Raw genomic sequence first — 14,323 nt, 5'->3', positions numbered from 1 at the left:
TACAAACACAACTGCTATTGCAAGCAACGCCGCATCAATTTTATTAAAAGAAGATGTTTTTAACAAAAGTACAAATGTAGCCACAGATGCTGCATCAGATATAAAATACCCGAGTGTAAAAGCTATAAAAACGTATGTTGACAATCAAATAGCATCAGGCAATGCCGCGACCGCAACCCTAGCTACAACCGCAACTACCCTCGCTACCCCAAGAGCCATTAATGGGACAGCCTTTGACGGTAGTGCTCCAATCACCGTAACGGCAGATGCAAGTACGCTTACCGGATCCACGTTAAATGCAACCGTAACAGGATCCAGTTTAACCAGTGTGGGCACCTTAGCCAACCTCATCGTTACCAACCCAATAGCAGGAAGTGTGACCGGAAGTTCCGGATCTACCTCAGGCAATGCCGCAACCGCAACCCTAGCTGCAGCCGCGACTACCCTCGCTACCCCAAGAGCCATTAATGGGACAGCCTTTGATGGAAGTGCTCCAATCACGGTGACTGCTGCTGCGGAGACACTTACCGGTACAGTTGGGGTCACATCTGGAGGAACAGGAGCTGCTGATGCTGCAACGGCTAGAACCAATTTGGGTCTTGTAATAGGAACCCATGTGCAAGCTCCTTTAGCTGCTGGAACGGACTATTTAACACCCACAGGCAGTGCGGCTAGTTTAACGAACTTCCCAACTTTAAATCAAAACACAACAGGCAATGCGGCGACAGCAACAAAATTGGCCACGGCAATAAAAATAAATACGATAGATTTTGATGGAAGTGCAGACATCACCGTTACTGCTGCTGCAACGGCAGAAACATTGGAAGGAACGACAATAAAATCAACAGTAACAGGGTCTAGTTTAACCAAAGTGGGAACAATTACTACTGGCGTATGGAACGGAAGTAACATTGCTGTGAATAAAGGTGGCACAGGTGCAACAGCTGTAACAGGAACTGGAAAAAATGTATTGTCAAAAAATCCAATAATGGATGGTCTCACGAGTACTGCAAAAATTTTAGTCGGCCCAACTTCAGGGTCTTCTACTTCAGCAATTATTGAAGGTAATTCTACAACTCAGGGATTTTTACCCCCAAGAATGACTGATTATCAAAGATCTAAAATTTCAAACCCAGTTGCAGGTTTAATTGTATGGTGTAGAAATTGCGGTAGCAATGGAGAACTTAACGTGTATAATGGCAGTAGTTGGACAAATATGACTGGAGGCACTACTGGAGCTGCAGCAGCTGTAAAAGAGGTAGGAGAACCTTATCTTGGAGGAATAATTTTTTATGTTTTAGTATCAGGCGATCCTGGTTATGATGCGGCCACACCTCATGGATTAATAGGAGCTGACCCAGCTCATTATACTGCAACTACAAAGAAATGGTATGACACTACAACTACAAGTGTTTCTGGTACCTCACTTTTAATTGGTCAAGGAGCTGCTAATACAGAAGCTATCATAGGTACCTTAATAAATCCAGCAAATTATGCTGCAGGTTTTGCAGCAGCTTATAGAGACGCAAATAGTTATTCTGACTGGTATTTGCCAAGTAGAAATGAAATAAAAAAGTTTTACGATCAAAGAAGACTTTTTGTGGATATTTCTTTTGATATTGGCGATCCAGCTTTTTGGACTTCTTCTGAGTACGACGCAAGATTGGGATATGTGTTGGATTTTGGTGATGTTAATGATCTTAGTGCTGTTGCTCAGAAAAACAACTCTTTATATGTTTGGCCAATTAAGTCCTTTTAGGAATTTCAATAGGTTTAAAAAAACTCATTCGGACAGGAGATCTCATCTAGTTATCAAGATTACTCTTAACCTATCTAACCACAAACCAGTGCGAAAAATAAACCCAATCCTTATTACGCTTTGTCTCGCTTTAGGTGCGCAAGGACTTCAAGGTGCCGCAGGTAGGATTGGACTTATACCTTGGTACTAACAAGCTCTTCTAATTCCGGATCAGTCACCTTTGCTGCGACTGGATTTACTTTTACATACATGGGTACTGGTGTTATGATCTCCGGCAAAAAATACATCTATTCTTTTATTGTAGTTGGGATTGATATTTATGTAACTATGGCTACCCAAAACTAACTTATATGAAAAAGGCAATATTATTTTGTTTTCTACTAAATTTTTGTTCAATAAATATAATTCATGCGCAACTATTTGGTTGGCTAATAATAAGTTCAAATGCTTCCTCTTTGCCAATAATAACCACCACCGCAGTCAATACGATTTATTCTACTACTGCTAGTAGTGGAGGTGTAATAGTTTCGGCGGGAAATTCTGAAATAACAGCTAAGGGTGTTGTATATAGTACAACCCCACTTCCAACTATAGCGCTAACTACAAAAACAAATAATGGGACAGGCACTAATACATTTACATCAACTATTACTGGACTGCAAAAGGAAACGACATATTATTTACGTGCTTATGCTACAAATAGTTACGGGAGGACAAGTTATGGTGATGAAATCTCATTTACTACACTAGCATTATCAATTGGCGATGCATATCAAGGCGGAATAATTTTTTATATTTTACAGCCTGGTGGGTCTGTCAATAAGGAGACCACCTCGGAAATTAATTATGATCCAAACGTTGTGCATGGGTTAATCGCTGCAAATACAATGAGTAGTGCACAATTTAATAATGTGAAAAATGGGGTGGGGCCTACAGGTAGCCGAAGAGCTATAGGAGATGGACTGAAAAATACACTTGATTTAATAAGTTTAAATCCGGGTTTCCCATTATTCGCAGCGAGTGAGGCTAGACTCTTTAGAGGTGATGGATATGAAGATTGGTATCTTCCATCAAAAGATGAAATGGCAAATATTTATATAAATAGAAGTTTTTTTAATGGAATTTCTGGGGATTCGAAAAATTTTTGGACTTCTTCAGATAAGGGATATAAATTAGAGGGTTATTTATATACCTGGGGGGATAATGCTAGACTGGCGCCAAGAAGTAGTAATGGTTATGTAGTTTATGTACGCTCTTTTTAAAATAATCACCCCTTGCACTTCCAATTTATTTTAATAAGGAGAAGTTAATTAGTATTGAATAAGAAAAAGAATCAAACCAAGAAACTAATGAAAATGACCAAGTTAAACAGAGATTTTAAAAAATTCTAAATCGAACTTAGTTCTAGTGATAATCTCAGGGCAAAGACAGGGGCTGACCTAAGACGTAATGTGAAGATTAATGTATATGATACTAGTAAACGGTTCAGATCGGATAGGAAAGTGAATTATCTCTTTTGGTTATTAGGTAAGATGTAAATGGATATTTTATAAAAAAAGGTATGCTGAGCCCCATTTTTAAACAAAATATCCAATTAAATCAAGATAGTTTTGCACATATAAATTATCGATTATCCTGAATAATTTCTTCCAATAATTTCTTGGCGCGAAGCAGTTTGATTTTGACGTTGTTCAAAGGTTCGTCAATTTTGTTGGCAATTTCCTGATAACTCATCTCCTGAAAATAACGCAGCTGGATTACTTCCTGATAATGGGGCTTGAGTTCTTTAATGAATTGCAATAACTGCGAAAGGTTTTGCTCTGTAATCAATTCATCTTCTGCTGATGGAGTTGTGTCAGCAATATTATAGGCTTTTTGGCTTTCTTCATCAGTAATTTCGATGAAAAGTGATGATTTCTTTTTTCGTAATAAATCGATTTGTACGTTTTTTGCAATGGCAATCAGCCAAGTGTTGAACTGGAATTCAGGATTGTAACCGGCAATTTTGTCAAAGGCTTTGGAGAAAGTTTCAATAGTAATGTCTTCGGCATTGGTTTCATTTTCAGTGCGTTTCAATATAAAACCGTACACTTCATTCCAATAAAAATTCAATAGAAAAGTAAAGGCCGCTTGATTGCCTTTTTTAGCTTTTTCTATTTGTAGATTTATTTCCAATATACGGGTTTTGAGAAAATATTCGTGATAAAAATATTTAACTGTGTGAAGATAAGTACAATTTCAATAATTGGATACCAATACATCACATCTTTTTCTTTTAATTTTCCTGCCGAGAAACCAAGGCTTACCCAAGTAAACAAATATCGAAATCCAATTAAACTTAAAACAAGGATCCATTGGTATTGGAAAGCCAGTAAAACAAGAGCCAAAATCAAAAACAACAATTGTGAGATATAGAAAAGTGCCAGCTGAATTCTGTCAAATGATTTGTATAATTTGGCAGTGGAAACATGTCTTCTTTTTTGGGTAAACCAAGCTTTAAAAGTCGTTTTCGGTTGCGAATAAGTAAAACTTCCTGGTGCATAACAAATCGTCGTGTTCTTGCTTGTTGCTACTTCATTGATGAATAAATCGTCGTCGCCAGAGCGTATTTTTATATGATTTATAAATCCTTTTACATTATAAAATTCTTCTTTTTTGTAAGCCAGATTTCTGCCAATTCCCATATATGGATGTCCTGCTTTTGCCCAAGAAAAATACTGGATTGCAGTTAGCATTGTTTCAAAACGGATGATTTTGTTCAGGAATGAATTAGCCACTTTTTCATAAGCTCCATAACCCAAAACTACTGTTTTGTGCAATGTAAATTGAGAACTCATCGACGTAATCCAGTCATTAGAGGTAGGATAACAATCAGCATCAGTGAATATTAAATAGTCTTTTTGGGCGGCTTTTATTCCAAGTGTTAAGGCGTATTTTTTGTTTCCCCAAAAAGCTTCGTTATTTTCTACTTTCACCAACCTGACATTCGGATATTTTTTTTCGAATTCTTCGAAAATTCCCAAGGTGTCATCGCTTGAAGCGTCGTCAATCAATATAATTTCATAATCAGGATAATCTTGTTCGGCAAGAATTGGAACAAATCGAATAACGTTTTCTGCCTCGTTTTTGGCACAAACTATTACGGAAATAGGGATTCTTTTTGGAGTTATTTTTTGTGCTTTGGCGAAAGAAAATTTCCCAAAAACAAAAAGATAATAGGCAAGTTGAATCACAACTATACCAATAAACGCGTAAAAAATAAAGTTTAACATATGTAGGATCTCCTTTTTTTTAAAATCTGTGCGAAGGTAATTATCAATTGTCACACAAGCAAACATTCTTTTTGCGAACTGGAGAGTAATTATTCATCACCAAACTGCAATTCCTTTTTTTGTTTAAATCACGTTTACTTCGGCTTCAATGTGAATGCCAAAAGTCTTGAAAATTGTCTCCTGAATATCCTTTGAAACATTCAAAATTTCCTTTCCAGTTGCGTTGCCATAATTCACTAAAACCAAAGCTTGATTTTTATGAATTCCTGCATCGCCAAATCGTTTTCCCTTGAAACCGGCTTGTTCTATGAGCCAGCCTGCAGGAACTTTGACTTCGGTTTCAGAAATTTCATAGTATTTCATTTCTGGAAATTGCTGGTGAATTTTCTCGAAATCGGTTTTCAAAATAATTGGATTTTTAAAGAAACTGCCGCTGTTTCCTAATTCTTTGGGATCTGGCAACTTGCTCTGTCTAATGGAAATTACGGCATTGCTCACGTCTTTTAAAGTAGGAGTTACAATGTTATTTTTTGCCAATTCTACAGTAATGTCACCATAGGAAGTATTGATTTTATGATTGCATTTCGCCAGTTTAAAAACCACTGAAGTGATGATGTAATGGTCTTTCGCCTCGTTTTTAAAAACACTTTCTCGGTAACCAAAATGACATTCGGCTTTGGTAAACGTTTTCATTGCTTGGTTTTCAATTATCATAGCTTCACAAGAATCGAAAGTGTCTTTAATTTCGGTTCCGTAAGCGCCAATGTTTTGTATTGGAGTTGTGCCTACATTTCCCGGAATGAGCGACATGTTTTCCAGTCCGCCAAAGTTTTGGTCGATGGTCCAAATCACAAATTCGTGCCAGTTCTCGCCAGCCTGACTTTCGACCCAGACAAAATCATCGGTTTCCTTGATGATTTTTTTGCCTTTCAAATCAATGTGAATGACCAATGCATCAATGTCTTTAGTCAAAAGCATATTGCTTCCGCCGCCAAGAATAAACTTTTTTTGAAATTTATTTTGTTCCAAAACGGCTCTTAAATCAGCCACATTGTGAACGGCAATAAATTGTTTTGCCTTGGCTTCAATGCCAAAAGTATTGTAGTCTTTTAAAGAAAAATTATTTAGTATTTCCATAAAATAATATTTAAAATTAGCAACCGCAATTCAGAAATCTAATATAGGTTAGTCGTTTTTTGTTGTGTTAATTAAATTGCCAAATTTTTTAACCCTTTCATCCTGGCAAGTCCTTCAGCACAATAGGTTTCTTCTAGCAAAAGTATTTTTTTGAGAATTTCATAAATTATTCTTCGGAAGTTAATGCGCGATTAATAAAGTCGTTCAGGGGTTTCAGTAAGATTAGTTTTTCACTCATTTTTAAAACGAAATCTTCTTTGGAAACTTCGTTAATATCAAATTTATGGGAGGTTTCAAAACTTTTTAATTTTAAAAATTCTATTGCTGGATGGTCTTTTTCGTATCCTCTTGGAGGGTTTTTTAAAATATTTTTTTCGTTTCGGTCAAAATCACTAAATTCTTTTTTGAAGTTTTTAGCATTGAGAATTTCTTCTAAATCATCGTAGAAATAAGCAATTTCTTTTCGTACTTTTTTTAAATCTTCGGCTTCGGGGCAATAAAACCCTCCGGCTATAAAACTGTTTCCTTTTTCGATATGAATATAATATCCGGAACGATTCCAGCCTTTTACTCCGCTTGATAGCCAAATGCCTAAATGTGTCTTGTAAGGCGATTTGTCTTTCGAAAACCGAATGTCCCGATTGATTCTGAATGTGCTGTGTTTGATTTCTAGCATTTCCAGTGAAGGGTCCATTGGCTTCATCGTGTCGAGAAAATTACCTACTAATTGATGGTAGTCTTTTTTGAAAACTTCGTATCGTTTTTTGTTGTCTAAAAACCAATCCCGATTGTTATTGACTTTTAAATCTTCTAGAAATTGCAAACTGTCCTTTGAAAGCATATTTCGCTTAGTATTGTAATTGTTTTTTTAAGTCTTCCTCGCTGATATAGCCAGAATGTTTCCATTTTACTTCCTTGTTTTCATATAATATAAGAGTGGGAAGTTCATTAATTTTCATTTCATTAATTAAGGTTTTGTTTTCATCTGCATCTAATCGGATGATAACCACTTTATCGACCAAGTCTTTTTGCATTTGCAAAAGGTAAGGCGCCATTTTTTTGCAAGGGGCACACCATTCGGCATAGAAATCAATCAGTACTTTTTTATCTGTATTTAATAATTCAGCATATTCCTGGCTAAACATTCCGATGATTTGACTACTTGGTTTCGACATTCCGGCAGCATCCCATTTCATTATCCCACCACTTAATTCGTATATTTTTTCGAATCCTAATTCAGTTAATTTAGCAGCTGCTTTTGTACTCCTTCCACCACTTTTACAATAAACAAAAACCCGTTTCGATTTGTCTAATTTTTTAGTACCTGACACAAAATCATCTCCAAGCCAATTTACGTTTATAGCATTTTCAATATGTTCTGATGCAAATTCTTCGGGAGTTCTTACATCTAAAATTTGGGGTTTTGAAGTTTCATTTATTTTTTTTTCGAAAACTTCTGGAGTAACGATCTCGATATTTTTTGATGGTTGTCCATTGCAAGATGAAATTGCAAAGGATATGAAAAGGAAAAATAAGTGTTGAAATTTCATGGTGATTAGGTTTTAAATTTAAAGATGCTAAAATAAGTCATTCTCATTTGTGATCTAGAAAGAATGAGTTAAAGAAATTCTAAATTAGTCTAGTTTGTATTATCCGCTTTTGTTATAGGTACCTTTTTTTTTGTTGCTTTATAGTTTTGGACTCTCATAAGGGAATTTTTATTTATGTCTTCCCAAAACAAATTTACGTCGCCAGTATGGTAATTCCGCATCAAAAAAACTAAATATCTATAAGGAAAATGAGGTGCCGATATCCAGATTACACCATCTGCAAGATGAGTTGCAAAACTATTTTTATACATTTTTCCATTAGAATATAAAAAACCTTTGTGGAGTTCCCTTTCTGCAATTGCTGTTGTGTCCCAAGTCACGGGATTAATCACAGCTTTTCCTTTATACCACTTATAATCGTTCTTGTCATATTTTCGTTTAAAGGTGTTCCAAGTTACAAAACCTCCAATTTGACTGGGTTGATCCATAAAAGGAACTGTGCCAAATTGGTTTTTATCAAACCCAATTCCTGGAACATAAGCTGCAACCAATTGATTTTGCAAAGACTTACCATCAAAAAAATCGTGTAATAATGCTGCAATATGTGTGCTTCCTTGGCTATGTCCTGCCAAAATGATTCCACGACCATGATTATAATGTTCTAAATAATATTCGAATGACGCCTTCACGTCAGAATAAGAGAGTTTTAAAGCCGTGGTTCCACCATTTTTAAGATTGGAATAAGAACGAATGTGCGCTTGTCTATAATAAGGCACATACAAATCACCTGAACTCGCCCATGCCGAAGCTTGAAAACGGACAGCTGAATTGAGTACTTTTGCCTTTTGAATGCTGTCATCTATCGGAACGTTCCATCTTTCGTCCTTGTCCGAAATAATTAAGGTTGGGTAAACATAAAACACATCAATTGAATCCTGTGGATTTTGCACGGGATAATCTTTCAAACTGGCAGGGTAATTTCCAGGTAAAACTGCCCAATTTTCAGCATGAGAATAATCTATTACTCCCAATAACGTGTTTGAAATAGCACTGTTTTTTTCTGTGGAAGTTGTTATGGAATTTTTATTTTTTTGCGACTTGCAACCAGTAAATAGAAAACCGACAAACAGCAATAACAGAATTTTATTTTTCATTTTAGAATGTTTAACTTCACGTAAATATATGAATTATTGAAAAACTATAGATTAAATATCTTATAAGTTTGATGAGTCGATTTTACAATTTTCTCTGTGCGATCTGGATGTGTATCTGAAATAAACAGTTGTCCGAAAGTGTCACTGTTGACCATTTCTATTATTTTAGCAACTCGACTTTCGTCCAATTTGTCGAAAACATCATCAAAAAGTAAAATGGGTTTAAAGCCGCTTTGGGTTTTTAAAAATTCGAATTGCGCCAGTTTCAAGGCAATTAAAAAAGATTTTTGTTGGCCTTGAGAGCCAAATTTCTTTATTGGATAATTATCAATTTCGAACGATAAATCGTCTTTGTGAATTCCCACACTAGTGTAATGCAAAGCTCTGTCTTTATTAATGTTTTCCTGTAAAAGTAGTAACAAATCATTGTCAAATAAGTGACTTTCATAAACGAGTTGAACTTTTTCCTGTGACCCCGTTATGGCTTGGTGATGCGTGTTGAAAATGGGAATAAATTGTTCGATAAATTCTTTTCGTTTTTCGAAAATGTATTTTCCAAAACTATTTAGTTGTTCGTTGTAAATAGAAAGCGTGTCGTTTTCGAAAACATAATTTAGCGCAAAATATTTCAATAAAGCATTACGCTGACTCATTACTTTTTGGTATTGGATAAGCTGTTTCAAGTATTTGGAATCCAATTGTGAAATAACGCTATCCATAAATTTCCTTCGGGTTTCGCTTCCTTCAACAATTAAATCCCTATCGGCAGGAGATATTATTACCAAAGGAATGAAACCAACGTGCTCCGAAAATTTATCGTAGATTTTGCCATTGCGTTTCAGTATTTTTTTTTGTCCTTTTTTTAAACTGCAAATAATTTGTTCGTTCCTTTCGTTGATTTCGAATTCGCCGTCAATCACGAAAAATTCTTCTCCATGTCTTATATTTTGAACTGCTTGTGGGTTGAAATAACTTTTCCCGTAAGATAAATGGTAGATTGCATCAAGCACATTTGTCTTTCCAATTCCGTTTTTGCCTACAAAACAATTTATTTTGCTCACAAATTCAAAACTTGCCTCGGAAAAGTTCTTATAATTGAATAAAGAAATGTTTTTTAAATACATTGGTAAAGCTTGCTGATATTGAAAATCTTCCTGATTTCAGGTATTTTTTTTTAAGTGGGTGCAAATTATTGAAAAATATCGATAAAAGTGGTTTTAGATTTGAATAAATATTATATTTTTGCCACTCACTAAATTAAAATTTAAATGGCTACTTACAATAAAAGAGGATATAAACCCACAAAGGAAAAAGAAGGAAAAGAAGTTACCGAAAATATAAACGTTCTTGAAAAAAACAGCACAACTGCAGGTGTTTTTTCAACATTAGACGAAACTGCTTCAAAAACAGAGGATTTTGTAGCCAAAAACCAAAAAATCATTATTGGGTTCGTTGCAGCGGTTGCTTTAGTAACTATTGGTTATTTAGCGTATGAAAAATTTGTAGCTGCACCAAAACAAGATGAAGCCGCTAACGAAATGTTTGTTGCTCAACAAAACTTTCAAAAAGCTACTGACGGGGTAGCAAGTGATTCTTTATATAAATTATCTTTGAATGGTTCCGAAGGAAAATTTGGTTTTATTAAAATTGCCGACGAATATTCAGGAACTGATGCAGGAAATCTTGCTAATTATTACGCAGGAATTGCTTATTTAAATACTGGAAAATATACAGAAGCTATTGATTATTTAGGTAAATTCAAATCGGAAGATGTTGTTTTAAATGCTTTGTCAAAAGGAGCAATTGGAGACGCTTATTCTCAAAATAACCAGCCAAAAGAAGCTTTGGAAAATTATGTAAAAGCAGCTGAAGCTAATAAAAATGATTTTACTACGCCACGTTTCTTGTTGAAAGCAGGAAAAATGGCTTTGTTAACAGGAAATAAAGAAGATGCACTTAAATATTTCACAGACATTAAAGACAACTTTGAGAACTCTCCAGAAGCTGCCTCGGTAGATGTTTTAATAGGATTAGCACAGTAATATTAATTTAGGATTTTTCATTTAGATTTGGTATTTTTATACTTTAAATTCTGAATGTTTTTCCATATTTTTTATTTCTAAGTAAAATGGCAACTATAAATAAAAACTTATCTGAATACGATAAAAACTCAATCCCAAATGCGAAAAATTTTCGATTTGGGATTGTTGTTTCTGAATGGAATGACACCATAACCGAAGGGCTTTGTTTTGGGGCTGTTACAGGACTTTTGGACAACGAAGTGCCATCAGAACATATAATTCGCTGGAATGTTCCTGGAAGCTTCGAGCTGATTTATGGCGCAAAAAAAATGCTGCAAACCCAAAATGTCGATGCTGTAATCGCCATAGGTTGCGTAATCCAAGGAGAAACCAAACACTTTGATTTTGTATGCGAAGCAGTTTCACAAGGAATAAAAGACTTGAACGTAGAAACCGATGTTCCCGTTATTTTTTGTGTTTTGACTGATAATACAATGCAGCAATCCATCGAAAGAAGTGGAGGAAAACACGGTAATAAAGGAACCGAAGCAGCTGTTGCAGCCATAAAAATGGCTTATTTAAGGCATCAAGCAACCTTTAATCCCGAATTCAAAAACCAACAATTATTGACAACCGGTCCATTGCAAATCGAAGGTTTGAAGATGATAGAAGAATAAAACAAATTATACACATCTAAAGCCCATACTATTCTATTGATGGTATGGGTTTTTTTTTGTTTTATTTATGATTAATCCCAATAGAAATTTATTAAATTTGTGAACTTTGGGTTTAAACTTTAAACCTTAAACTTTAAACCATTTTTTTAATGCCAAGCATCATTCAATTACTTCCTGATCATGTTGCAAATCAAATTGCTGCTGGAGAAGTCGTTCAGCGGCCTGCTTCGGTTGTCAAGGAATTGTTGGAAAATGCTGTTGATGCTGGAGCTAACGACATTAAATTAATTCTGAAAGATGCCGGAAAATCATTGGTTCAGGTCATAGACAATGGTTTGGGAATGAACGACACTGATGCCCGTTTGTGTTTTGAGCGACATGCGACTTCAAAAATTCGCAAAGCCGAAGACTTATTTTCTTTGCATACTAAAGGATTTCGTGGAGAAGCATTGGCATCGATAGCCGCAATTGCCCATGTGGAATTGAAAACTAAGCAAGATCAAGACGAACTGGGAACGCATATCGTTATTGAAGGCAGTAAGTTTGTGTCACAAGACGTAGCAGTTTTACCAAAAGGAACCTCGTTTGGCATCAAAAACTTATTTTTTAATATACCGGCTCGTCGTAATTTTTTGAAGTCAGATACAGTCGAATACCGACATATCATTGATGAGTTTCATCGTGTTGCATTGGCACACCCAAATATATATTTTACTTTTTATCACAACGGAAGCGAAATGTTTAATTTGCATCCGTCAAGTTTGAGACAACGAATCGTCAATGTTTTTTCTGGTAAAACAAATGAAAAATTAGTTCCTGTTAATGAAGAAACCGAAATAGTGAATATTCAGGGCTTTGTTTGCAAACCAGAATTTGCTAAAAAAAATCGTGGTGAGCAGTTTTTCTTTGTCAACGATCGCTTTATAAAAAGTGGGTATTTGCACCACGCCGTAATGGCAGCTTATGACGGAATCCTGAAAGATGGAGCGCAACCCAGTTATTTTTTATATTTGACCGTACCTCCAAACACCATAGATATTAATATTCATCCCACAAAAACGGAGATTAAGTTTGATGACGAATCTACTTTGTATGCGATTTTGCGCTCTTCGATAAAACACAGTTTGGGACAATTTAATGTGGCGCCCATTTTGGATTTTGAGCGTGACTCTAATTTAGACACACCCTATCATTATAAAAATTTGGAAAGTACCACACCAACAATTCAAGTGGATGGTAATTTTAATCCTTTTTCTGAAGAAGATAAAGCCAACAGGCACTTCACGAATTACAGGAAACCGGAAGCCACGGCTAATTGGGAAAGTTTGTATGTAGAGTTAAAACAGGATTCGGAAGAAGAGGGAACTATGACTTTCGAAAATGATGAAGTTACTTCGTCTCTATTCAATAATGACGATGTGGAACAAGCCGTTCATAAAACGCATCAAATCCATAAAAAATATATTGTGAATCCCATAAAATCTGGGATGATAATCGTGGATCAAAATCGGGCGCATCAACGGATTTTGTACGAACAATTTCTTACGAATATTACGGTTAATTTGGCGTCAAGCCAACAATTATTGTTTCCGTTGCATTTGTATTTTTCGAAAAGTGAAATACGATTGATAAAAGAATTAAAACCTTCTTTAACTAATACAGGTTTTGTTTTCGAGGGGACTAACGATGACAGCGTTGTTATTTCAGGATTGCCAGTTAATGTTACGGAAAGCGAGGCTTCGCTGGTTTTAGAACAATTATTAAGCGATTTACAAGATGGGATTCCCGAAAGTAGTTTTAGTCAAAACGACACGATTGCCAAATCTATGGCACGGAGTTTAGCAGTAAAAACAGGGACGTATTTAACACAAAAGGAACAAGAAAACTTGGTAAACGGACTTTTCGCCTGTAAAGACCCCAATGTTTCCCCATTTCAAAAACCCACTTTCATCACGATGCGTGTGGAAGACTTAGACAAAAAATTTGCACTATGAGAAACGTAACCGAAACGGTAAAACAACTATTAATTATTAATGTCCTATTTTTTATTGGAACATTAATATCAGGAGATGTAGCCTATAAATTTCTGGCTCTTTATTTTCCCGAAAATCCAGATTTTCATGCTTGGCAAACCATCTCGCATATGTTTATGCACGGTGGTTATATGCATATTTTTTTCAATATGTTTGCCTTGTATTCGTTTGGATCCGCGTTGGAACATTTTTGGGGTGGTAAAAAGTTTTTATTTTTCTATATTTCTTGTGGTTTGGGAGCTGCAGCAGTAAATACAGCCATAAATTACTATTACTTTCAAGATGGTTTAAACACTCTTGTAGCCAATGGATTTCATAAGGCGGAAATTTTAGAAGTTTTAAACCAAGGAAAAATAAATACTCAATGGCAGGAACTTTTATCAGTTTCTGATTTTAAAAATCTCACATCTGCTTATCTTGGTTCGGTTGTTGGCGCTTCTGGTGCAATTTACGGAACTATTGTGGCTTTTGCTTTTATGTTTCCCAATGCTGAACTTGCTTTAATGTTTATTCCGGTTCCAATAAAAGCAAAATATTTTGTTCCAGGATTGGTTCTAATCGATTTTTATTTAGGAGTTTCGGGTGGTGAATCTATTTTTGGAGGTGGAGGAATCGCTCATTTTGCGCACGTAGGTGGCGCATTATTTGGTTTTATCATTATGTGGTATTGGAAGAAAAATCAGTTTAATAGTAATCGTTGGAATTAGCAACAAAATCTAA

Annotated in this window: 13 protein-coding genes; 6 read left to right on the top strand and 7 right to left on the bottom strand. The window is 35.4% G+C overall.

Annotation, left to right across the window (positions count from 1 at the left end; all coding sequences use genetic code 11):
- Both AABM59_RS09045 and AABM59_RS09040 read left to right on the top strand, forming a co-directional pair.
- Nucleotides 1-1,759: hypothetical protein (locus tag AABM59_RS09045; RefSeq protein WP_338408644.1), on the top strand; the 1,759-nt coding region annotated here is incomplete at its 5' end.
- 350 nt (nucleotides 1,760-2,109) lie between these two features.
- Entirely contained in the window at nucleotides 2,110-3,021 is a 912-nt protein-coding gene (locus AABM59_RS09040) for a hypothetical protein (RefSeq protein WP_338408643.1), read from the top strand.
- Nucleotides 3,022-3,382: 361 nt separating this feature from the next.
- On the opposite strand, the gene AABM59_RS09035 is transcribed toward AABM59_RS09040, so the two are convergent.
- The 7 genes from AABM59_RS09035 to recF all read right to left on the bottom strand — a co-directional run bounded on the left by AABM59_RS09035 (nucleotide 3,383) and on the right by recF (nucleotide 9,996).
- The gene (locus AABM59_RS09035) at nucleotides 3,383-3,934 is read right to left on the bottom strand and encodes a sigma-70 family RNA polymerase sigma factor (RefSeq protein ID WP_338408642.1); all 552 of its coding nucleotides are present in this window, start codon (nucleotides 3,932-3,934) and stop codon (nucleotides 3,383-3,385) included.
- Nucleotides 3,925-5,031 carry a glycosyltransferase gene (locus AABM59_RS09030; RefSeq protein ID WP_338408641.1) on the bottom strand — a complete coding sequence of 369 codons (1,107 nt, stop codon included), beginning with the start codon at nucleotides 5,029-5,031 and terminating at the stop codon, nucleotides 3,925-3,927. Before AABM59_RS09030 ends, AABM59_RS09035 begins: the two co-directional genes overlap by 10 nt.
- 123 nt (nucleotides 5,032-5,154) lie before the next feature.
- Nucleotides 5,155-6,168, bottom strand: coding sequence for a UDP-N-acetylmuramate dehydrogenase (murB, locus tag AABM59_RS09025; protein ID WP_338408640.1), 1,014 nt, complete (start codon nucleotides 6,166-6,168; stop codon nucleotides 5,155-5,157).
- A gap of 166 nt (nucleotides 6,169-6,334) precedes the next feature.
- Complete coding sequence (locus AABM59_RS09020) at nucleotides 6,335-7,009, bottom strand: DUF2461 domain-containing protein (RefSeq protein WP_338408639.1); 675 nt, start codon at nucleotides 7,007-7,009, stop codon at nucleotides 6,335-6,337.
- Between the two features lie 7 nt (nucleotides 7,010-7,016).
- A complete protein-coding gene (locus AABM59_RS09015; protein ID WP_338408638.1) occupies nucleotides 7,017-7,718 on the bottom strand; it encodes a thioredoxin domain-containing protein in 702 nt (233 codons plus the stop codon).
- An 89-nt stretch (nucleotides 7,719-7,807) separates the two neighbouring features.
- Entirely contained in the window at nucleotides 7,808-8,872 is a 1,065-nt protein-coding gene (locus AABM59_RS09010; protein WP_338408637.1) for a DUF3089 domain-containing protein, read from the bottom strand.
- A gap of 44 nt (nucleotides 8,873-8,916) precedes the next feature.
- The gene (recF, locus tag AABM59_RS09005) at nucleotides 8,917-9,996 is read right to left on the bottom strand and encodes a DNA replication and repair protein RecF (protein WP_338408636.1); all 1,080 of its coding nucleotides are present in this window, start codon (nucleotides 9,994-9,996) and stop codon (nucleotides 8,917-8,919) included.
- 144 nt (nucleotides 9,997-10,140) lie between these two features.
- Here recF and AABM59_RS09000 point away from each other — a divergent pair, with 144 nt between their 5' ends.
- The 4 genes from AABM59_RS09000 (at nucleotide 10,141) to AABM59_RS08985 (ending at nucleotide 14,310) form a co-directional block, all read left to right on the top strand.
- A complete protein-coding gene (locus AABM59_RS09000; RefSeq protein ID WP_338408635.1) occupies nucleotides 10,141-10,914 on the top strand; it encodes a tetratricopeptide repeat protein in 774 nt (257 codons plus the stop codon).
- Between the two features lie 86 nt (nucleotides 10,915-11,000).
- On the top strand, nucleotides 11,001-11,570 hold the full coding sequence (gene ribH / locus AABM59_RS08995; RefSeq protein ID WP_338408634.1) for a 6,7-dimethyl-8-ribityllumazine synthase: 570 nt from the start codon (nucleotides 11,001-11,003) through the stop codon (nucleotides 11,568-11,570).
- Nucleotides 11,571-11,719: 149 nt separating this feature from the next.
- Nucleotides 11,720-13,564, top strand: a complete 1,845-nt coding sequence (mutL, locus tag AABM59_RS08990; protein WP_338408633.1) for a DNA mismatch repair endonuclease MutL — start codon at nucleotides 11,720-11,722, stop codon at nucleotides 13,562-13,564.
- Nucleotides 13,561-14,310: a rhomboid family intramembrane serine protease gene (locus AABM59_RS08985; RefSeq protein WP_338408632.1), complete on the top strand. Its 750-nt coding sequence runs from the start codon at nucleotides 13,561-13,563 to the stop codon at nucleotides 14,308-14,310. The genes mutL and AABM59_RS08985 overlap by 4 nt, the downstream gene beginning before the upstream one ends.
- Nucleotides 14,311-14,323 lie beyond the last annotated feature (13 nt).

The sequence above is a fragment of the uncultured Flavobacterium sp. genome, assembly GCF_963925185.1.
GTDB lineage: Bacteria > Bacteroidota > Bacteroidia > Flavobacteriales > Flavobacteriaceae > Flavobacterium.
This window is presented reverse-complemented; position numbering and strand designations above follow the sequence as displayed.